Annotated in this window: 16 protein-coding genes; 2 read left to right on the top strand and 14 right to left on the bottom strand. The window is 46.6% G+C overall.

The window, feature by feature from the left end; translation table 11 throughout:
- Positions 1 to 20 precede the first annotated feature (20 nt).
- From VLX91_13125 to VLX91_13105, 5 genes are all read right to left on the bottom strand, one after another.
- Positions 21 to 590, bottom strand: coding sequence for a cytochrome c3 family protein (locus VLX91_13125; protein HUI31147.1), 570 nt, complete (start codon positions 588 to 590; stop codon positions 21 to 23).
- A 599-nt stretch (positions 591 to 1,189) separates the two neighbouring features.
- Positions 1,190 to 3,592, bottom strand: coding sequence for an endonuclease MutS2 (locus VLX91_13120; GenBank protein ID HUI31146.1), 2,403 nt, complete (start codon positions 3,590 to 3,592; stop codon positions 1,190 to 1,192).
- Positions 3,570 to 4,103, bottom strand: a complete 534-nt coding sequence (locus VLX91_13115) for a CvpA family protein (GenBank protein HUI31145.1) — start codon at positions 4,101 to 4,103, stop codon at positions 3,570 to 3,572. Before VLX91_13115 ends, VLX91_13120 begins: the two co-directional genes overlap by 23 nt.
- Positions 4,100 to 4,549, bottom strand: coding sequence for a GatB/YqeY domain-containing protein (locus VLX91_13110; GenBank protein HUI31144.1), 450 nt, complete (start codon positions 4,547 to 4,549; stop codon positions 4,100 to 4,102). The genes VLX91_13115 and VLX91_13110 overlap by 4 nt, the downstream gene beginning before the upstream one ends.
- Complete coding sequence (locus VLX91_13105) at positions 4,549 to 5,259, bottom strand: SDR family oxidoreductase (GenBank protein ID HUI31143.1); 711 nt, start codon at positions 5,257 to 5,259, stop codon at positions 4,549 to 4,551. The genes VLX91_13110 and VLX91_13105 overlap by 1 nt, the downstream gene beginning before the upstream one ends.
- A gap of 322 nt (positions 5,260 to 5,581) precedes the next feature.
- Between VLX91_13105 and VLX91_13100 the strand changes: the two genes are divergently transcribed.
- Entirely contained in the window at positions 5,582 to 7,636 is a 2,055-nt protein-coding gene (locus tag VLX91_13100; GenBank protein HUI31142.1) for a M13 family metallopeptidase, read from the top strand.
- 63 nt (positions 7,637 to 7,699) lie between these two features.
- Here the strand turns inward: VLX91_13100 and purM are convergent, their stop codons facing one another.
- The 7 genes from purM to VLX91_13065 form a co-directional block, all read right to left on the bottom strand.
- Entirely contained in the window at positions 7,700 to 8,695 is a 996-nt protein-coding gene (purM, locus tag VLX91_13095) for a phosphoribosylformylglycinamidine cyclo-ligase (GenBank protein HUI31141.1), read from the bottom strand.
- A 63-nt stretch (positions 8,696 to 8,758) separates the two neighbouring features.
- Positions 8,759 to 9,844 (bottom strand): 3-dehydroquinate synthase, encoded by a 1,086-nt coding sequence (aroB, locus tag VLX91_13090; protein HUI31140.1) that lies wholly within the window; start codon positions 9,842 to 9,844, stop codon positions 8,759 to 8,761.
- The gene (locus VLX91_13085; GenBank protein ID HUI31139.1) at positions 9,841 to 10,395 is read right to left on the bottom strand and encodes a shikimate kinase; all 555 of its coding nucleotides are present in this window, start codon (positions 10,393 to 10,395) and stop codon (positions 9,841 to 9,843) included. The genes aroB and VLX91_13085 overlap by 4 nt, the downstream gene beginning before the upstream one ends.
- Positions 10,388 to 11,665, bottom strand: coding sequence for a hemolysin family protein (locus VLX91_13080; GenBank protein ID HUI31138.1), 1,278 nt, complete (start codon positions 11,663 to 11,665; stop codon positions 10,388 to 10,390). The genes VLX91_13085 and VLX91_13080 overlap by 8 nt, the downstream gene beginning before the upstream one ends.
- 205 nt (positions 11,666 to 11,870) lie before the next feature.
- Positions 11,871 to 12,521 (bottom strand): pyridoxamine 5'-phosphate oxidase, encoded by a 651-nt coding sequence (pdxH, locus tag VLX91_13075; protein ID HUI31137.1) that lies wholly within the window; start codon positions 12,519 to 12,521, stop codon positions 11,871 to 11,873.
- Between the two features lie 251 nt (positions 12,522 to 12,772).
- Positions 12,773 to 14,587, bottom strand: a complete 1,815-nt coding sequence (locus tag VLX91_13070) for a sodium:solute symporter family protein (GenBank protein HUI31136.1) — start codon at positions 14,585 to 14,587, stop codon at positions 12,773 to 12,775.
- The gene (locus VLX91_13065; GenBank protein ID HUI31135.1) at positions 14,587 to 18,114 is read right to left on the bottom strand and encodes an alpha-amylase family glycosyl hydrolase; all 3,528 of its coding nucleotides are present in this window, start codon (positions 18,112 to 18,114) and stop codon (positions 14,587 to 14,589) included. The genes VLX91_13070 and VLX91_13065 overlap by 1 nt, the downstream gene beginning before the upstream one ends.
- Positions 18,115 to 18,298: 184 nt before the next feature.
- Here VLX91_13065 and VLX91_13060 point away from each other — a divergent pair, with 184 nt between their 5' ends.
- Positions 18,299 to 19,084, top strand: a complete 786-nt coding sequence (locus tag VLX91_13060) for a tetratricopeptide repeat protein (GenBank protein ID HUI31134.1) — start codon at positions 18,299 to 18,301, stop codon at positions 19,082 to 19,084.
- A 16-nt stretch (positions 19,085 to 19,100) separates the two neighbouring features.
- On the opposite strand, the gene VLX91_13055 is transcribed toward VLX91_13060, so the two are convergent.
- Both VLX91_13055 and VLX91_13050 read right to left on the bottom strand, forming a co-directional pair.
- Entirely contained in the window at positions 19,101 to 20,756 is a 1,656-nt protein-coding gene (locus VLX91_13055; protein HUI31133.1) for an exonuclease domain-containing protein, read from the bottom strand.
- Positions 20,757 to 21,668 (bottom strand): hypothetical protein, encoded by a 912-nt coding sequence (locus VLX91_13050; GenBank protein HUI31132.1) that lies wholly within the window; start codon positions 21,666 to 21,668, stop codon positions 20,757 to 20,759.
- Between the last annotated feature and the right edge of the window lie 52 nt (positions 21,669 to 21,720).

The raw sequence follows: 21,720 nt of genomic DNA, 5'->3' as shown, positions 1-21,720 counted from the left end.
TGTTTCACTATTCCATTATTTTATCTATGACATGCGAAACATTCGGTCGGTCCCTGCCTGATATTCTGAATGTAAGAAAGCCGAGTAGGAGCATTTCTGTGACAGTCCAGGCAAGCCGACATCGTAAATGACGAGACTTGTTTTATCACGTCCATATCCTGGACGTTGCCATGGCAATCCTGGCAACGTATTCCGGTATTGACATGAAAACTATGACTGAAGTAAACGTAATCAGGAAGCTTGTGAACCCGCTTCCACGGGATTGGCTTATCTTCATCGTAATATTTTGTCAGTTTGACAATTTCAGGCTGAGTTTTTCGTGCGATAGTGTGACAGTTCATGCAGGTACTGGCGGGTGGAACCACGGCAAATCTGGACCGGTAAACACCGATGTGACAGTAAGCGCAATCGATTTTCATTGTGCCAGCATGAAGTTTGTGAGAAAAGGGGATCGGCTGCGTCGGAGCGTAACCAATTCCCTCTCTCGTTGGCCGTGACACGAAATAAGTAACCGTAATCGATGCTAAGGCGACAAAAATAAGAATCGGAACGCGAACGCGCAGTGTGTATTCCAGGAGGGTTCTGTTCATCGGGATTTACTCACTGAAATGGTCCTTAGAATCGCAATTCCCAATCTTGAAAGCTTAGGAGAGTGATCTTTGTTAAATATGATTGAAAGAAAGTAAGAGCCAAGGTGGTACGGGATTTTCAGCATTGCTCCTAGATGTCGAAAAATAGGACTATTCATTATGATATTATGCCGTGGAGGAAAATATCATTGCCACGGCACAAATGTTTAAACAAAAGAAATATTTTTTACTTTTTCAGGAAATTGCTGTGATAGTTTCGATTTGTGCAACGCCGCTCACTCTCTGTGGTCCATTCGGGTGAAGGGGCATCACGTAAGCGGGACTATCATCCTCTCTAAAAATCTCGAGAAAAAATATAATTGGGAATCACGATACATACAATACCAGATTCAGAAAAAAGTTCCTCAAAAACCTGCTTCCGCCAAAAAAAGTTCTCTCGCTTCAACATTTAGCCCCCGCACAAGAGCCATGACATGATGCTTCAAAGGAGATGGCGCAGACCGGCCGGAATAGGATTGTTTTCGGCGGATCCTCTGTCCTTCCAATCCAGAATCAAACGTGCAAAGTCTTTCAACTACGACCCATCATTCTGAAAAAGGTTATTCCGGTTTCAATTCCACTATCGTGACTCCCTGCCCCCCCTCGCCGAGATCACCGGATCTAGATGAAACCACGAACGGATGGATCTTGAGCAATTGTTCAACCGCACGTTTCAGTGAGCCTGTTCCAGTGCCATGGATTATTTCCACTTGTTTCAAGCCGCCGAGGTATGCTTCATCTAAGAATTTCTCGACGGTGCTTTGAATTTCGTAAGGACGCATTCCGCGAATATCAACTCTAGTCAAGACGCCGGAGTGGACTGCAACAAATGCCTCGTTCTTTTTCAACTTGCCTTTGGTCGTCTGTCGTAACTCGCTTTCATGGACGCGCATCTTCAATCCGCTTACTTCAACGAGAAGCTCGCCTTTTTCATTCGACTTCTCTATCACTTCCCCCGCAAGAAGTGTTCCGCTTATGGAGACGATGTCTCCGACGCTGAAACTCCGTCGCTGTTCGGCTCCCTGAGAATCCCGCATTTTTGCAACCTGCTGTTTCATCTCATCAACCGATGCGTGCGACCTTTTCAGCGCCTCCCTGTCCGCGCCCGACTCGCGGATTTCGCGTACCATATTTTCAATTTTCTTGTTCAGTTCAGCGATAATTTTTTCCGATTCTTCAACTGCCTTGCTTCTGATCTCGGAGGCTTCCTTCTTCGCGGAAAAGACTTTCTTTTCGTATTCCTGTCTCATTGTTTCGGCAAGCTCCTGCTCCTTCTTTATTTCCATCACTCTGTCACGGAGCTCGTTTTCGAGCTGCTCAACTCTTAGAAGCAAATTTTCGAGCTTGTTTCTTCCTTCGCCGATATACTTCCTCGCCCGTTCCACGATGTCCTTGTCAATCCCCGTTCTTTGCGCGATCTCAAACGCGTAGCTTGAGCCGGGTCTGCCTATGATAAGTTTATATGTCGGCACCAACGTGTTCTGGTCGAATTCCATGGCGGCATTGATCATGGCGGCTGCATCGCTTGCAAAAACTTTCAATCCGGAATTATGCGTGGTAACGAATGACATGGAATTCTTGTCGCGCAATTCTTCCAGCATCGCGGACGCAAGTGCCGCTCCTTCCGCCGGCTCGGTCTCCTCCCCGAATTCGTCTACGAGCACCAAGGATTTTGCGCCTGCTTTATCGATTATCGAAACAAAATGTTTTATGCGAGAAGTGAACGTGCTGAGATCATTTTCAATCGACTGCTCGTCTCCGATCTCCGTGAAGATATTTCTGTAAATCGGGAGCTCTGTACCGGGATCGGCTGTAAGAGGAATTGCCGCAAGATTGCAGAGAGCAAATAGGCCGACGGTTTTCAAAGTCACAGTCTTGCCGCCGGAATTTGGACCGCTTATGACCACGACACGGGTACTATCCTCCAAAAACATATCGATCGGCGTTACCTTTTCGCGTCCTAATTTTATGACGAGCAGCGGGTGGCGCGCCTTCACCAGTCGAGGAACGTCCACAGCTTCCACCGCAGGGATGATCGCATTGAATCGAACGGCGTATTCCGCTCTCGCGTATAGGCTGTCCACGTATGCAATTACGTCAACATCCTGGAGAAGCTGCGGAACAACTTCACGGACTTTGTCCGTAAGCTCACGGAGTATTTTCTCAATCTCTCTCTGTTCCTCAAATTGCAGCGAAATAACTTCGTTGTTCAAATCAACCGCAGCGGACGGCTCGATGAAAACGGTCTGCCCCGTCGCACTGGCCCCGTGAATCAGGCCTGGAATTTGTTTTTTGAATTCGGCTTTCAAAGGCAAAACCAAACGGCCATCCCTCTGCGTAAAAATGTCGTCCTCCGAATACTCCATTTCCGAAAAAGACCGGGCTATGGAAATAATTTTCTTACGAAGATTGCCCCGGGTTCGATTCAAATTCGTTCTTATCCTGTGGAGTTCTTTGCTCGCATCGTCACTGAGATTTCCGTCTTCATCAATCGCCCGGTTGATATTGAATTCCAGGATTAAATCCTGGTATAGACGGAATCCGATCTCGGAAATCTCGCGGAATTCATTTTTTTGTCTGAGTAAACTCTTCCGCGTGGACTCCACGGCATGCAAAAGAGATGCAATGTCACGAAGTTCCATGCCCTGAAGATAGCTCCCTTCTTTGGAGGCACGGGCCAGGGAGAAACGTACATCCTTTGCACCTGTCAGCTCCGGGAAAATATTTCTCACCAGGAGAGAATGGGATTGATCTACTAGAAGATATTCTCTCTCAAGTGAATATTTCTCGTAATACAGCGGAACATCATTGAAATATTTCGCACCAAGTTCCGTTTGACAGAGATTTTTTAAATATGAAATCAGCTTGAGGAATTCGACTTTTTCAAAGGAACGAAGTAGTTCAGTATCGTGTACCCCGATGGAATCTTCGTTTATAGAATCACTTTGTTGGAGGCTGTTCAACGGACCCCTTTGAGAAAAAATCGTCTATGGTTTTCTCTGTTGATTCCTTGGCAACAAATGTAGTGTAAACAACGACCGCAAAATTTCTTAAGGGCATGTATATACACGATTTATCGCGCGACGAACCGGCGGCGGGGATGTCGAAAATTGACAGAAAAAGGAGGAGGAGGCTAATCATCAGAGCGCCTTCCAAGAGCCCAAAAATCGCGCCGCCGAATTTATCCCACACCCGAAAGATCGAAACCTTCCTGAACATCTTCGTCAGTATTGAAGACACAAGAAGAAGAATTGCAAACAACAAAACAATTCCGATGATACCGCATACCATCTCGGAACCGCCGATGATACCTTGCACCCACAGAGCAATTTTCTTCGAATATTTCGCCGCGATGATAATCCCTCCCAAGATTGCCGCGAGGGACAAAAGCTTGCTGACCAATCCCTTTGAGAAACCATGGACAGTGAAAGCTATGAGAGAGACAAGCAGAATTATGTCGATGCCGCTGATCAACCCAATTTCTCCTTCACTACTTCTTGGACAATTTTACCGTCAACCTTCCCGCGCAGGTCCTTCATCGCTGCACCCATAAGTTTCCCAAAATCACCCTGTGTCGTTGCACCTAATTGCGCCGCGAGGTCGCTTACTATTTTCACAACTTCTTCCCTCCCCAGTTGCTTCGGAAGATACTCCTGAATGATCTCAAGCTCGGAACGTTCCTTGTCTGCCAGATCCTTGCGTCCCGCTTTTTCGAACTCTTCAATCGATTCCTTCCTCATTTTTGCCGCGCTCGTAAGTACCTGCAACTCGTCCGCCGGAGTCATCCCGCCGGACGGCCGTTTCTCGACTTCTTTCTCGAGCAATTTTGCTTTTACCATTCGAAGCGTGCCGAGACGCATCGATTCTTTCTTCAGCATCGCCTGTTTGATATGTGCATCAATAGTTTCTTTTAATGTCATTATAATTTTCCTGGAAATTTTATGATTGTTCCGTTAGAAGAGTCACCCGCACCACACAAAAAGAAAATTGCATCGACTATCTCCTCAATTTTCACCCACTTGTTCACGTCAGCCTTTGTCATGGATTTTCTGTTGCTCTCGGTGTCGATAACCGAAGGCGCGACCGCGTAAACAGATACCCCGAAATCTTTGTATTCTTCCGCGGCAGCCTTTGTCAATGCAAGCACCGCGGATTTAGAGGCTGAGTAAATCGCGTTACCGGCACCCGTCCCGAACACTTGCATTGAAACAAAATTTACGATTTTTCCAAATTTGTGTTCCATCATAACAGGAAGAACGGCAGCCATGATGTTAAATGTCGGAACGACATCGACGGAAAACATTTGATGTAATTCGGTTGCCGAATGCTCATGCAATTTTTTTCCACCTGTCCACCCGCCCAGACTGTTGATCAGGAAATCTACCCGGCCAAATCTTTTTTTGGTTTGTTCGACGATTTCAACGGCACAATTGAAATCGGACAGATCCCCGCCGATTGGCAGAAACAGATGACGGAACTCAGTAAACCTTTCGTTAAGAGATGCCAACCTGGCAGAATTTCTATAAACAAATGCAACGCTGGCACCAGACTTCAAGAAAGATTCGGCGACCGAGGTTCCGACCGACCCACCGGTCACCAGGGCGGTTTTTCCGTGAAATCCTTCCATCATAAAAATTTATCCCCGACGGCTTTAAAAAGCAATTTGCAAACTTTCACTAAATGACTAAATAAATTACATTATATTTTCATGACAAAAAGCTAAAAATAAGGATAGAAATGACTAAACGACCTTCACGTATCGTCGTTTAGTAATCCTCAAAAACACCTATCAACAGTTGATTAGTGGTTTTTTAAATTTATGAGTAGTAAAATGGTTCGCACCTACGACGAAAGCGTTTGGCAAAAGTCACCGGTGCTCGCTAAACAAAACACCTTGAGCTCTGAGTACATCAAACGAAATTTCTCAATAAGAAAAAGGGAGAGGAGTTCGCATGAAAATCAATCATGCTACACCATACCTGCTCTTTATTTCCTTTGCCATAGGAATTGGAGTTACTGAAATGATGGCACAGGAGAAAACTGAGAGCATATTGCCGCTAGACCCGGCGAATTTGGACACCACCGCGTCTCCAAGACAAAATTTTTACTTATATGCAAACGGGGGGTGGCTGAAGAGAAACCCGATACCACCGGAATACAGCCGCTGGGGAAGCTTCACCGAGCTTTATGACCGCAACATGGAACAGCTTCATGGAATCGTAGACAGCGCAGCAGCGGAGACGAACGCTGCGAAAGGAAGCGACGTTCAGCTCGTGGGGGATTTCTTCTACAGCGGAATGGATTCTTCAAACATCGAATTACAAGGAATGAAGCCGCTGGAAAAGTATCTCAAGAAAATAGACGCAGTTAAAGATCTCAAAGGTCTGCAAAAAATCATCCCGGAACTTCAGCGGTTTGGAGTGAATATCCTTTTCTACTTTTCCTCGCAGCAGGATTTCAAGAATAGTGAAACGATGATAGCCACAGTGAGACAGGCTGGATTAGGTCTACCGGACCGCGACTATTATACCAAAACAGATCCGCAATCGCAGCAAATCCTGCAGGAGTACAACACGCATTTGATAAACATGTTCGAGCTTCTGGGGGATAATGAAAAGAAATCCGGAGACGAGGCCCAGGTCGTGATGAAGCTCGAGCGTCGACTTGCGGAAGCATCGATGACGCGGACCGAGCGACGCGATCCAAAAGCGACCTACAACATGATGGCCCTTGCGAAAGTCAACGCGTTAACACCCGAATTCTCATGGAATGCATATCTCAGATATTTTAGTTTACCAAAGGTTAAAAGCATAAACATTGCCCAGCCGAAGTTCGTCAAGGAAATCGGCAAGATATTGAAGCAGATATCTATCAAGGATTGGAAGGTTTACGTCAGATGGCATCTAATCCATTCTATGGCACCTTACATCTCTAAAAAGTATGTCGACGAGAATTTCAGGTTCTACGGCACGGTTCTTACGGGAGCAAAGGAGTTACAGCCAAGATGGAAACGAGTCCTTAACACCGTGGATAATGAGATCGGATTCTCATTGGGAAAACTGTACGTCAAAGATTATTTCTCGCCTGAAGCAAAAGCACGTGCTGAGGAAATGGTTCGCAACCTTGAAGCAACGCTGGCAGAAAGAATCAAGAAGCTCGATTGGATGAGCGACGAGACAAAAAAGCAGGCTCTGACAAAGTTAAATGCGATCATCAATAAAATCGGCTATCCTGATAAATGGAAAAGTTATGAAGGACTGCAGATCGATCGCGGCACTTATGTCATGAACGTTATGCGAGCGAACGAATTCGATTTCAATTTCGAGATAGGTAAGATAGGCAAGCCGGTCGACCGGACTGAGTGGGGAATGACTCCTCCGACCGTCAACGCTTATTACAATCCATCCATGAACGAAATAGTTTTCCCCGCTGGAATTTTGCAGCCGCCGTTCTTCAATCCCATCGCTGACGACGCGGTCAACTATGGCGGGATGGGCGCCGTAATCGGACACGAGATGACACACGGGTTCGACGATCAGGGAAGTCAGTTTGACGCAAAAGGAAATTTAGAAAATTGGTGGACGGAATCCGATGCAACGAACTTCAAAAAGAAAGCAGAAGTTCTTGTAAACCAGTTCAATAGTTATACTGTTCTCGACTCAATTCACGTAAATGGGAAGCTCACTGAGGGAGAAAATATCGCCGACCTCGGCGGTGTTTCAATAGCCTACGATGCATTTGAGAACACCTTGAAAGACAACCCGCGTCCGGGAACCATTGACGGCTTCACAGCAGAGCAGCGTTTCTTCCTTGCATGGGCACAGATGTGGCGCGAGAACGACACTCCGCAGGCTTTGCGCCAGCGGATAATTGTTGACCCTCATTCACCTAATGAGTACAGGTGTAACGGACCGTTATCAGATACTCCTGCGTTCTACGAGGCGTTCGGTTGCAAGCCCGGTGACCCGATGTACAGATCCGAAGACGAAAGAGCAAAGATCTGGTAGATTAATGTTGCGAAATGTGACCGTCACTTTGAATGCGGCGGTCACATCTCCACTCTCGCCCTTCTATTTCATCACTTCCCCAACAACAAAACATTTCTCCCCTCTCTTCTTCAAGCCCGCAATCAAAGCGTCAGATTCATTTTTCGGAACGATCAACACCAACCCTACGCCCATGTTCAGAGTTCTTCTCATATCTTCATCGGGGACGTTTCCTATCGACTGTATCAGTTCAAAAGTCGCAGGCGGTTCCCAGTTTTCCCAAAATATTTTGAACTCATGCGGTGCGCGAACTACCCTGACCGTATTTCCTGCAATTCCACCGCCGGTGATATGGGACATGCCATGAATAGAAAATTTTTTCACGGCAAATTCGATTATCTTGAAATAGGACCTGTGTGTTCTGATCAACGCTTCACCGACTGTCTCTCCAAGTTCGTCAACGTAACTATCAACTTTATATTTTGACAGAAGAGTCTTCCTCGCAAGCGAATATCCATTCGTGTGCAACCCAGCGGATGAGATTCCGATCAGCACATCTCCCTTTCTGACTTTGCTGCCGTCGATCACTTTCGATTTGTCCACAACTCCGACGATGGTCCCCGCAAGGTCATAGTCGTTTTCCGAATAAACTCCCGGCATCTCCGCCGTTTCTCCACCGATCAAAGCAAGTCCATTTTCTCTGCACGCGGTTGACAATCCTTCGATGACTCGTTCGGCAACATCAACATTTAACTTTCCACACGCAAAGTAATCCAGGAAGAAAAGCGGTTTCGCCCCGCCCACTGCGATGTCATTCACGCAATGATTGACCAAATCCTGACCGATCGTATCATGCTTATTCATTTCAATCGCGATCTTGACCTTTGTTCCGACTCCATCGACGCTCGAAACTAACACAGGATTCCGATATCCCGAAAACTTACCGCTGTAAAAGCCTCCGAAGAATCCTATCTCCGACAAAACATTCTTATTAAACGTCCTCTTTGCGAGCGGCTTGATCCTTCTTACGAGCTCTTCCGCTTCGTCTATATTAACACCGCTTTGTTTATAAGTTGTCATTCTGTTATTCTAAATTCTAAACGTTAAGCCTTGAATCCGAAATCGAGGATTCAAAATCCAAAATTAATTTAGACTCAACAGCCCGTCATCTGCGACAAACTTTATTGAGTCGACAATATTCCTGTGGGCCACATCATCGCGGATCACTACTTTCCCGATTCCTGTTGGCAGCACAAATCTTACCTTTCCCGCCTTCACTTTCTTGTCATACTTCAAGTGACTCACGACATCTTCAAGCACAACCTTGTCTTCTCTTCTCGGCGCAATTTGCCGCACCATCTTTAGTATTCGCTCGAAATTTGTCGGACGGAGAAGTTTCATGTGCATCGCTATATGGGACTCAGCGACTAGACCGATCAGCACTGCCTCGCCGTGTTTGAACTTGTTGTATTTCGCCGCGGCTTCGATCGCGTGTCCAATTGTGTGACCCAGATTTAGGTGCGCCCTGATGCCGGACTCTTTCGCATCCCTTTCCACGAAAAGCCTCTTTGTCTCAATAGACATCTTGATCATTCTTTCGAAAGTTTTCTGGTCTTTATTGAGTAATTTCAAGTAATTTTTTTCCAGAAAATCGAAAAAGCGATCCCCTCGCAGAACCGCATACTTTACGATTTCACCCAGCCCGCAGACAAGCTCATCTTTCGGCAGAGTTTCCAGAAATTTCGTGTTCATGATTATGGAAACAGGCTGATGAAATGCACCGATCATATTCTTTCCAAGGTCGTGGTTTACACCAACTTTTCCCCCTATCGAGCTGTCCACCATCGCGAGAAGGGTCGTCGGAACATTCACGTAATTTATTCCGCGCTGGAAAATAGCGGCCACAAATCCCGCCATGTCTCCTGTTATCCCCCCCCCAATTGCGAACAGCGTTGAATCTCGTTTGATATTTCTTTCCAGGAAATATGTCAGTATCTCCTGCACTTTCTCGAGACATTTATTTTCCTCGGTGGCCTGAAAAACAACAATCACACTGCCATTCGTACTTCCGATCTCATTTATCAGATCCTTGTGGATATCCGCCACCTTTGAGTCTACCACGACAGCAGGCTTGGTCACTGAACGAAGCTGCACGGCAATCTGAGCGGCCGAGTCTCCTAAGTAGATCGGTACCCGCAGCGAATTGATACGATAATCCAACACCTTCATAAGATTTTACCTTTTAGTTTTGAGGTTATTTCCTCTATTGTTCCGCGGACACTCTTTCCCGAAGTTTCTATTATTATGCTGGCCTCGGTGTAATGTTCCTCGCGTTCTTTTAAGAGCGATTCAATTCTCAATGAAAGCTCTTTTCCTGACAATTTCCTTCCATCCGCTGCAAGAAGCATCGGACGATCAATTTTCCCGCCTTCGACCCGCTCGAGAATTTCTTCCGGAGCCGCCTTCAAATAAATCAGTATGCCGTCTTTCTTTACGAGCTCCCTATTATCTTTGTGTGTCAAGGTACCGCCGCCAAGAGCGACCACGATGTTGTTCCTCTCCCTCGAAATGACAGTCAGTATTTCTTTTTCCAGGGTTCGGAAATGTTTTTCGCCATGACTTGCGAAGATTTCCGGGATGGTGATCCCCTCGTTCTCCTCGATAACGTAATCCACGTCTATAAAATCATAGCCAAGTTTTTTCGCCAGCCGTGGCCCTATAGTACTTTTGCCGCTTCCCATGAATCCGGAAAGAAAAACGATATTCTTGGTTCTATTCATCTTCAACGACCGGCATCGAATTCAACTGATGAAGCTTGACCTGCAAAACAGTTTTTGGAGTTGCCTGCTCGATTTCAAATTCAAAATTGCCGAATTTTATCCTGCTTCCCAATCTCGGCACATGACCATGGATTTCGGTCAACAGCGAAGAGACCGTTTCGGTCGATCTTTCTCCAGGATCAAATCCCTTTATTTCTGCTCCAATCTCGTCTAATCGGGTCGACCCTTTAACCGCATAGGTCGATTCATGGAGCTTAATTATTCGCTGACTCTCTTTCGGTTCTTCGGCACTCGATCCGAAAATTTCGCGCACAACATCTGAAAGAGTTACGATTCCTGCCAAGCCGCCAAACTCATCGACCGCCAAAGCTATGTGGACTCTGTTTTCTCTGAAAGCCTCGATGAGTTTTTCGAGCGACTGGGTCTCCGGAACAAACAACGCTTTCCGCATCACAGCGCTCACGCGAAATTCTTTTCGAGAAGTCTGCTTTCTGAAGACACTCAAAAAATCCCTCGCATACAGCACACCGACAACATTCTCCGGCATACCGGAATAGACCGGGAGCCTGGAATGTTCACAACGTTCCAACACTTTAAGTACCTTCCTGAACTCACAATCTTCAGAAATACTAATTATTTCCGATCTCGGTGTCATTGCCTTGCTCACGGTCTTTTCTCCAAAAAAGGCTATCTTCTTCAGCAGCTGGGCCTCGTTTTCATCCATAACTCCGGTAGTTGCAGCAATCTCCGAAAGCGTTTTCAATCTATCATCGTCGATAATTACCTGCGCTTTTTTCCTTCTCCGGTTTACTCTTGTAAGCAAAGAGTTCAACGGAAAAACAATCGGACTTTCCACCAGCAAAAGGATTGCAAGAAGCGGCAGCGTGGCGCGGGCAACGAGTCTCGGATTGCGCGACGCGGCAATTTTTGGAACCGTGTCTGCAAATAAGATCAGCAGTCCGGAGAACACCACGACTTCAATCGAGAGAACGATAGTCTTGTTGATAGAGAATCGCGACGCGAATTCGACGGCAAGAGAAGCGCCCAACAGAGAAAATAAAAAAACGGCAATCGCATTGGATACCAAGATGGTCGATAACAAAAGCTGCGGTGATTTAAACAAGCGTGAAGATATTTCACCTTCCGAAGACTCGCTTGTGCTTACTCCGAAATGGTGGATGCGAATCAGTGAATAGAGCGCCACTTCGCTCGCGGATAAAACGAACGCAATAATCAATAAGCCGATTATGATAAATAACTTGGTAGCCACTCTTTGCTTTAAATTGTGGAATAAAAAGTGAAAATTCCAGATCTATTACTGTGAAAAATGTCACTGCCAGTTTCTTCCTACTGCAAAAGGAACGATGATGCAAATTGGTCGATTCGCATGAACATTATTTTCGACCGCTCTTCGCACTGAAAAATTTGCACGCGGTCAGTGGAGCGCTGGGAAATCCGGCTTTGCATTGTGTGCCTCACGGTGCAAGCCTGCTTATTTTCCATCCGCCAGATTTATCAAGCTTGTAAAGGATTCTGTCGTGCAATCTGTTCGGTCTCCCCTGCCAAAATTCGTAGACCTCCGGGATAATCCTGAATCCTCCCCAGCTGTCAGGTCGCGGTACAAGCTTGCCTTCAAACCTCCTCTCGTATTCTTTGAAATGTCTATCCAGCTCTTCTCGATCCGAAATTATTTCACTCTGGATCGAGGCCCAGGCCCCAACTTGACTCTCTCGCGGTCTGGAATGGAAATAATTATCGGACTCTCGAGAGCTTACCTTTTCAACCGAGCCTTCAACGCGAACCTGCCTATGCAATTCGCTCCAAAAAAAAACCGCAGCGACATTTGGGTTTCGTAGAATGTCAACGCCCTTACGGCTCCTGTAATTGGTATAAAATACAAATCCGTTTCCGTCAATGCCGCGAAGCAGAACGACCCGGGCAGACGGTCTCTCCGTTTGCGAAACGGTTGCGACGACCATGGCATGCGGATCGGATATCTCCGACTCGATCGCCTCATTAAACCATTCTTCAAATTGCCGAAACGGATCAGGATCAACCATGGCCTCGTCAAGCGGCTCGCCGGAATATTCGCGTCTTAGATTCTTTATGTGTTCTTCAATCGACATTTGAATAATTTTCGATCTTCGTCATTTGACAGTAAAAGTTGTGCCAGGAACTGATACCAATGGGAAAACAAAATGCCGTTAACAGGTCGGGCCGTGATGCCGCAGAGGGCAGTCTTTCTTGTGATCAAGATGAAGCCTGACTCCGGCATTCAGATGATTCTTGGCGGGAGGTGCTTGGCGTTTCAAGGTACTTTTTGATTGAAACAGTACGGCGCGCAATTCGGGCTATTAATTCAAAATCCAGACTTTCCCTATTTACTCAGCGACGCCCAGCCGCGTCTATTCAAATCGATAAAAATCACCGATCCGAAAACAATGCCGATAAAAACCATGAGTGTGCCGACCAAAGTTTTGCCGAAAATTATGTCGCCTGTTCCAAAGAGAACTGAATAAATCATCGCTACTCCACATAACCAATCTATCAGGTTGAAAATTCCATCTTTGTCGGGCCGGACGTCGGCTGCCTCTTCTGCAATCGGACCCCACAGCCTTGCACTAGGATGAACCCGCCGATAAAACGCCGTAAGGACTTCCTTCTTCTCCGGAGCAGTTAGAAAAGTCGCTGCAAACCAAATGACAGTTGTAACAAGCACAGTAATCAAAACGAGGTAGGCAAACTCTCGCGGCTCAGAATCACTCATATGGAAATAATATTGCAGCGTGAGTGAAGTCACGAACGCTGCCGCCATTGCAGATACCTCGCTCCATGCATTTATCCTCCACCAGAACCATCGAAGAATATAAACCAGGCCTGTGCCGGCGCCGAGAGCGATAAGGAACTTCCATGCATTGGCAATTGAATCCATATAAAAAGTCACGATCGCAGATAGCACCATCAAAACTAAAGTGGCCAGCTGAGACACGCTCACGTAGTGCTTCTCGTTTTTCTTCTTAACCAGGAAGCGTCTGTAAAAATCATTAACGACATAGCTTGCTCCCCAATTCAATTGAGTGCCGATTGTCGACATATACGCTGCCGCAAACGCTGCGAGCATTAACCCGCGAAGCGACGCAGGCAAGTCCGAAACAAGGATCCGAACGTAACCCGACTCCGGATCGCCGATGAAATTTGGGTCATGCTGCAATCTGACGACCGCGACTAACGCGACAATAATCCAGGGCCACGGACGGAGCGCATAATGGGCGATGTTGAACCACAGGGTGGCTAAAAGCGAGTTCTTCTCGTCCTTGGCGGAAAAAATTCTTTGGGCGATATATCCGCCTCCGCCCGGCTCGGCGCCGGGGTACCAGGAGGCCCACCAATTGACCGCGATATAGACAAAGAAGGTTATCATCGGCATCCACGCCGAGCTTAGATCAGGAACGAAAGACAAAATCGAGCCCGTACCATGAAGGGGCGGTGTTCCCGTATGCAAAGCTGCTTGTCTTGTTTGGTCGATTTGATGCAATCCCGATATCAAACTGCCCATTCCGCCGGTGGCCTGTACCGCAAATATTGCCAGTACGATCACCATCCCCATTTTCAAAACAAACTGGAAGAGATCGGTGACAAGAACTCCCCACAGGCCCGACAAAGTGGAGATGGACGCCGTTATGAACATTATCACGATCGCGACACCAAGAGCCTCAACTTTGGAAATTCCGAGTGTGAGCATCATGATTTTTACTATTGCGAGATTGACCCAGCCCATGATGATTAAATTTACCGGCAATCCCAGGTACAACGCCCTGAAGCCGCGGAGAAAACTCGCCGGCTTACCACCGTATCTTATTTCCGCAAACTCGACGTCCGTAAGCACGCCTGCCCTTCTCCATAGACGTGCGTAAAAGAACACAGTCAGCATCCCGCTGAACAACATGCTCCACCATATCCAATTTCCCGCAATGCCGTTTCGTGCGACGAGTCCGGTCACCGCGAGCGGAGTGTCGGCAGCGAAGGTTGTCGCGACCATCGACGTCCCGGCAAGCCACCATGCCACGTTTCTGCCGGAGACGAAGAAATCACTCACGCTTTGTGTCGCCCTCTTCCGATAGTAGAGCCCCACACCCAGGTTAAAGGCGAAGTAAAGAGCTATAACAATCCAGTCCACGTAAGTAAGCTGCATCAAAACCTCACTTTATTAGGAATCTTCTGAAAGTCAAGCAACGCTTCGAAAAAATCATCAAGCCTGTAATTTGTTTTTGCCGCTAATCTTTCAATCCTTGACGAAGCATTAACTGTGTTCTTTAAAACTGGTTTTATCGCGTCCGATTTTTTCTTAGATATACCGGCAATTTCCTTGATCAGTACGGCTAATGTCAAATAACCTAGAAAATCTTCGAACCGTTCTTTGTTGAACCAACTTATTCCATCATAAACATTCACGCCAATCAAACCGCGAAAGGAATCTCTCTTCATTGCCCGGATAATCATCTGGAGAAGACTGGTATTTTCCTCGTTGCCGATGAGTTCGATCATTTCTCCTACTATCTTCGATTCATACTCCGCAAGCCTTTCTTCCAAGCCAAGTTCGCGAAAACATGATACGACTTGGGGAATCAGGCGCCAATCTTCAAAAGGATGAATGACTCTTCTTTCGTCGAAGAAAATCTCTTTAATTCGATCCAGCAAAAGCCAGAGAATTATCACCCGCCATCCGAACAGGGAATCTTCTATTGATGGAAGTCTGGCGCTCAGACTCTGAGCCTTCAACTCATCCAGAATCTTTCTCAAATCTTGCAGCACACGAAATTCGGTCATCTCGTTGTTCGCGCCGGTCTTACTACCCTTCAGATGTTCATATGCCGAGACTGCAGAAATAAGTTTCTCACTCTTTTCTGCGAGAACCTTTTCCCTCTCTTTTCTTAGCCTTCCATCTTCAGTGCCGCCCACAATGTGCCTTAAGCTCCCCGCGTTCATGGCTTCATAAAAAGCGGCGTGGACATCCCGCAGCTTATAATCCTGAAGAGCATCTTCAATCGAACTAGTCCCTTTGCCGTTCAACGCGCTGCATAATTCACCATAAGGTTTATAGTCGGTAGCACGCACTTCCCGGAAATTCATAAACACGTTGTACTTGTACGCGCCAAGCTCGACATAGAGTCCATCCCTCTTTAACGATGTTACCGACCTTATGTACTCGAGATGAGTCGTCACATCTTCAAAAATCAAGTAATCGTTTTTGCCTCCCTTGAGTTGGAGTCCGTCCTGGAGAGTTCTTTGGACGACTTTCCCATTGTTGTCGCGGAAGCCTACGGAATTTTTTATCCACCCCGCGGCTTGCGAATAACGATTATTAAAAACCACAAGAGATCCCTCGTCGCCGAATCGATTGCTGTAAGCAAAGACATCTTCGTTAACGTCTCCTGAGGCAAGGTCATACATCAGGAAATTATCCATTTCGCTGAAGAGGCGTCTCTTTTTCAGCAGCGGAAATATCTCCCGCTCGTGCCGCGACACAAGATTGTTATCAGGAGATTCATCGCGGTAAGCGCGGCTGTATTCCATGCCGTATTTTTCGGTGAACCCTTCGATTTGTCCGTGTCCAAACATCGGAAGTCCCGGCATAGTCGCCATCATCAGACATACCCCAAAATATTTATCGTCTTTTCCGAATTGTGCAATCGCAGTTTCTTCGTCGGGATTATTTAGAAAGTTTACGTAGCGTTTAAGTATTTGCGGATTATACTCCAAAACATTTTTTACTACCTGCCGGTAATTAGCATTCTCTTCCCGCTTAAGCATGTTCATGAATGCACTGTTGTAAACACGATGCATCCCGAGCGTGCGCACAAAATAACCCTCCATAAGCCAGAATGCTTCGGCAAGAAGCAGCGTATCCGGAACTTCCTTTTGTATGCGGTCGACAACTTCTCGCCAAAACTCATTCGGAATAACGGAATCGAAATGCTCCTTTGTCATGGAGCAGTTCGAGCGGGAAGGAATCGCTCCGCCGGTTCCCGGTTCGGGAAACCAGAGTCTCTGAATGTGCTTCTTCGCCAGCACCATGGCTGCATCAAAGCGAATGATCGGGAACTTCCGTGCGACGTGCAATATCGTCCGGATCACTGCTTCCCTGACTTCGGGTCTTGTGAAATCCAACTGCGCGGTATCGTTCCATGGCATGTGTGTACCATCATTGCCGTGATAAATATATCTTACGTCTCCCGTCCAACGGTCAAGCCGCTTGAATACGACAGCCGCGTCCTTTTTTGTCCAATATCCATCTTCGATAAATATTCCTACGCGATCGTCATTGCCCAAATCAGGTCCGTTGAAGGTGTAATTCGGAAAGGGAGGATAATCTGTGCTCAGAAACCAATCGGGATGATTTATTACCCATGTCGAATCAATTCCCATATGGTTCGGGACCATGTCGCTCGCCAATCGGATGCCGCGTTTCATTGCCCGGTCCTTCAAATTCGCGAACGCAGCGTCCCCGCCAAGATCCGAGCAAACATCATATGAGTTTAGTGAATAAGCGGAGGCAACCGCATCGATGTTTCCATTGAGATGCTTGATCCTTTTTGATGCATGACTTCGTTCCCAAATTCCTATCAGCCATAGTCCGGTGAATCCGCGACTCGCCAGAATATCGAGCTCTTCGTCCGGGATTTGATCAAGTCTTGTGATCGATCTTCGATATTTCTTGCTCAACTGGTCGAGCCAGACGAATGCGCTCTTTGCGATCAACACAACGTTTGGCATCCAGTTCAAGTCAGCGCTGAAATTTTCGCTTTCAAACTCCTGTCCTCTGAATTGTGGGACACTCTGATACACACTTTCACCCAGGCCGCCGAATTGAGAGTGGCTAACTTTTGGAACTTTACTCTTATCCGCCTGCGATTGGGCAAGCATCAAAAAATATTTTCCCTCCTCTTTTAAAATATCGACCGCTGTAAGGAGCCTGAGAAGAAACGGGGATTTCGATAGAATTTTCTCCCAATGTTTTGCAATGAACTGAAGCTGTTCGGAAATCGAGTTCGGATGAACCTCCATCGGAGCGCGAAGCATTTTTAAAAGCGGCGGTCCTACTGATGAGAATGTGGGCTGCGTATCAAAGAACTTGTCTGCATCAGCTATGATACGGTCATACTTCGATTCGCTCTTCAGTTCTTTATCATCGATGAGCGAGGAGATTGAAACGAATGCGGGATTAAGATTTTCCAACCAGAGCAAAATTGATTCTACCAAAATCATCTGGCGATTCGATTTGCCGCCATCCGATTTGCGGAGATATTCATCAACCGATTCTTCTCCTCGATATACCGAAGTCGGGGGAAATAATTCAACAAACTTGTGAGCGGCGTCCTCAAACTCCGAAGCACCGATGCTTTTTTTCAGATGATCCTCAAGATGAACAAACGCCTTGGGACTGATTTCATCTACATAGGAATTGATCACAAAATGGAGCACTTCATGGAATAGCCCCATCGCGCTAATCTCGCCGGGAGAGACCGATGAGTCTCTTCTAAAACCTCTCGCTCGAAAGCTTTCTGCATTAATCTTGTCTGCAAAACTCTGGATAGCCCGAAAATTCGGGAAAATAACATCGCCCGACGATGCGAAGAGAGAGTCATCAAAATTGAGACGTTCCCGCGCCTTTCGTGAGATATGAAATTCAGCGACTTGTGGAACCGACTTCCCGAACAAATAAATTACTCCGCCGTTTTTAAAATTATTTTAAATCTATCTAAAGAGGGCGATAAAAGCCATCCGCAAGTTACTCGGCGTCAGCAAAACGAGCAGGAAAAATTCGGGGTCGATTTTCTTGACTTTTAAGCCAGCTTTATCTAATTTCATTCGACTCGTTAACTAAAATCGAGGAGGAAAATATATGAAACAGTTACTGCAAGGGGCATCATTTCTTTTAATCGCTTTCCTTTTCGGAGCAAACCTGGTTCTCAGCGGCTGTGGAAGCGAAGTGCAGACGACGGATTCGGGTCAAACACCGCCGGATTCGGTGATTGATTCCTTACGCACGGAAAATGCAAGATTACAGGCCGATAACGACCAATTGACAAAAACGAATGCGCAGCTTGACCAGGACAAGAAGGCTTTGAATGCAAAGGTGGCCGATATCACCTCGAAGCTCGGACAGAGCAGCCAGCAGTGGCAGGATCTTCAGGATCTGCAGGCCCGCGTCAGCGCGCTGGATTCTGAACTTGCCGTCCAGAAACAAATTAATCGCGACTTGATGGCAAAAGGAGCCGAATCCGAAAAACTGGGGACTGTATCTCCGGTCACGTCGAACACCGAATTCAAGAAATCTTACGATGCGGCGGTAAAACTTTGTCTAGCAAGGAAATATAAACAAGCAACTCCCCAGCTGGAAAGTTTGACTGCAAGTTCAGTCGATGACCCCTTAATGAGCAATGCTCATTATTGGCTCGGCATGGCTTACTATTCTACCAAACACTATGACAAGGCTGTAAAGGAATTTCAGAAGACTACTAGCTATCAGAAAAGCTGGAAGGCAGAGGATGCGTACTTAATGCTCGGACTGGCTTATGTGCGATTGGGCGACAAAGATAATGCACGATCCACCTGGGAATCGCTCGGCCAGAAATATCCGAATTCCAAAGACGCTACTCAGGCGAAGAAATATTTGAGCCAATTGTAAAATATTAGAGCAATCTTTATTTGTGAACCGCTGTTGAGACGTGACCGACAGCGGTTTTTATTTTTTGGGCCAGCTCAGACTCCGTTCCCTTTGCGTCGATCTTGAAAAAACCTTGAGGATTTTTTAGCGCATAGTTCAGAATAATTCGCAAGGGGACAAAATCACCCGCAATAGGAGACCCGCTGAGCAGGAGTTTCAATCCGGACTCGAGTTCAGCATCGGCAGCAACTTTGGGCCCTGTCAGGAATCCACGCCGCACGGCGTAAAGTTCATACTCATTTTCACGAAGCCAGCCGCAGACAAAATTCGCCCTGCTTAGCGGACCATCAAGGAGTTTCAAGCGAGAAGAGGTTTTTTCAAGGACCTCAATCAAATCTCTCATCTCAATCGCCTCCTCGAACTCAAGCTTCTTTGAAAGCTCATCGAGTTTCAGCCTCAATTCGGATGTCAGTTTCTCAAACGATCCCGAAAGAAACTCTTCGACCGCCTCGACTTCCCTTTCATATTCAGAAATGCCGATATCCCCCCGGCATGGGGCCATGCATCTTTCGATGTGGAAATAAAGACAAGGATCGAACGGCCTGGCGAAATCATTTTCACATTTTACCAGCTTAAAATATTTGTCGGCGGCTAAGAGAACTTGTTCGGCAATGAAGGAATTTTCGAACGGTCCATAATATCTTCCGGCTCCGTCCAATTCATAGACAACATCCAATGTGTCGAACTTGCTTTCGGTCGAGAGCTTGATGAACGGGAACCGCCTCGGGTTCACCAGCAAAGAATTAAACTTGGGCTGATGTTGCCTGATAAGCTGGAGTTCTCTCATGAACGCGGCCAACTCGGACGCGGCAATTTCAAACTCGATCCCCCTCGCTTCCTGAATCATCTTCCTGACTTTCGTTGAATCTTTTTCATTTTGCGTGAGGTAAGACGCAAGTCGGAGTTTTAGATTCTTCGCCTTGCCTGCATAAACAATCTCACCGTCAGCACCATGAACTCTATAAACACCCGGTAAATTCGGCGCCCTCATCATTGCATTCTTGAAGACATTCTGGTTTTTGTGGCGATCAATACTCGCCGAGACATTTTGAAAGCGGAGAAGCTCATCAACTCCAACGACCTCGTGTCGTTCGGCAATCAACTCCAGCAATTCTATCAACAAATGTGCAGTCGCCCGTGCATCGCCATACGCACGATGTCTTGCACTTATTTTTATTCCAAGGTGACGACATACATGATCCAGTGCTTTCCTTGGAAGCTGCGGGAAAACTCTAGAACTCAATTTCCTGGTACAAAGCTGCGGCATATCAAAATCGAACCCTGCCATCGCCATTTCGTTTCTAACGAAGGAGTAATCGAAGTGTGAATTGTGGGCGGTAAAAATCGTCTCCGACAAAAAATCGTATATCCTGCCGGCAACTTCTCCGAACGAGGGAGCGTCGTAAACCATTTCGTTGCTTATGCCGGTCATGTTTCGGATGAAATTCGGAATATGTCTGCCGGGATTCAGCAGAGTGGTATATTCGTCGACAATTCTGCCATTACGGACTTTATAAGCTGCGAATTCTATCATTCTTTCTCCCGATGCCACGGAGCCGGTTGTTTCGACGTCTACGACGGAGAACACAGCATCATCAAAGCGGCCTTCATCTGCTAATTCAGGTTTAATCATTTACTCCTTATGACATTGATTCGATAATCCAAATCCTATTTGCTTCGCGATTGCTTCAACGACGGCATCCGGAACGCCGTCAAAGTGATTTGACTTCACTCGCATGTCGCACATTTCATTGACATAATCAATGACAATAAATTGCCCTGAAGTCGAAAGTGCAATCTCGGTTGAAAAAAAATCCAGCCCGCACACGTCATGAATTTTCCTCGCAACTCTCTCGATCTCCTGAAGGTTATGTTTTTCGATCTCAGAGTTCGACGTCTCGAAGTAAACATGGGACCGATCATCCCACCAGCAAATAAAGATTTTCCCAAACACATAAAACGGCCTGAACCAGGCGCGTCGATTTTCGAGCATCGTAGGCTCAATTTTTCTTTGCAGGAGATACTTGTCGTCCTTGTTGTGCTGCCGGGTATCTATCACTTCACGCAGGCTTTCAGCACCGGTGATGACGCCGATCCCTCCGCCGGTTGTATTCGCCGGCTTGATTATGAACGGCCTGCCCAGGCAAGCCAGTTCATCAATGCTCAGCTTGATCTCCTGTTGAGCATTATACGGCGAGATTATGATTGTATAAGGGACGTAAACTCCGGCCGTCATAAATTCGAGATGCATCGAAGCCTTGTCGGAAGAATGGCGCACTTTTTCGGGATCATTCAAGACGAAGCCCTGACGGCACTTATGAAAATTCACTATCGATTCACAGATGTCATCAACGTCCGATGCACGGTCGACAATTGTTCTGAACGCCAGAGTTTTGCGATGCAGCTTCTCGAGAACGGGACCAAACTCGTCCCGCGCGAAAATCTTATTCGACAGATTTGCCGACTTCAATTCGTTCGAGAGGATAGACACAAAATCTTTATCGTATTCCCATTCGTAAAATATGCCGCAGTCTAAGGTTCTCATCCGGGACAAATTTAATATTTCTTGAGGGTAAAGAACCAGCACATTAACATCC

It is taken from the genome of Candidatus Acidiferrales bacterium, assembly GCA_035515795.1.
GTDB lineage: Bacteria > Bacteroidota > Ignavibacteria > Kryptoniales > JAKASW01 > JAKASW01.
The sequence above is the reverse complement of the archived record's forward strand: the minus strand, read 5'-3'. Positions and strand labels throughout refer to the sequence as shown.

Bases quoted from the DNA above. Each gene is read 5' to 3' on its own strand.
- VLX91_13085 (HUI31139.1), bottom strand. From the start codon at position 10,395: ATGAATAGAACCAAGAATATCGTTTTTCTTTCCGGATTCATGGGAAGC.
- aroB (HUI31140.1), bottom strand. From the start codon at position 9,844: ATGAAGGTGTTGGATTATCGTATCAATTCGCTGCGGGTACCGATCTAC.
- purM (HUI31141.1), bottom strand. From the start codon at position 8,695: ATGACAACTTATAAACAAAGCGGTGTTAATATAGACGAAGCGGAAGAG.
- VLX91_13100 (HUI31142.1), top strand. From the start codon at position 5,582: ATGAAAATCAATCATGCTACACCATACCTGCTCTTTATTTCCTTTGCC.
- VLX91_13070 (HUI31136.1), bottom strand. From the start codon at position 14,587: ATGCAGCTTACTTACGTGGACTGGATTGTTATAGCTCTTTACTTCGCC.
- pdxH (HUI31137.1), bottom strand. From the start codon at position 12,521: ATGTCGATTGAAGAACACATAAAGAATCTAAGACGCGAATATTCCGGC.
- VLX91_13060 (HUI31134.1), top strand. From the start codon at position 18,299: ATGAAACAGTTACTGCAAGGGGCATCATTTCTTTTAATCGCTTTCCTT.
- VLX91_13105 (HUI31143.1), bottom strand. From the start codon at position 5,259: ATGATGGAAGGATTTCACGGAAAAACCGCCCTGGTGACCGGTGGGTCG.
- VLX91_13055 (HUI31133.1), bottom strand. From the start codon at position 20,756: ATGATTAAACCTGAATTAGCAGATGAAGGCCGCTTTGATGATGCTGTG.
- VLX91_13110 (HUI31144.1), bottom strand. From the start codon at position 4,549: ATGACATTAAAAGAAACTATTGATGCACATATCAAACAGGCGATGCTG.
- VLX91_13050 (HUI31132.1), bottom strand. From the start codon at position 21,668: ATGAGAACCTTAGACTGCGGCATATTTTACGAATGGGAATACGATAAA.
- VLX91_13125 (HUI31147.1), bottom strand. From the start codon at position 590: ATGAACAGAACCCTCCTGGAATACACACTGCGCGTTCGCGTTCCGATT.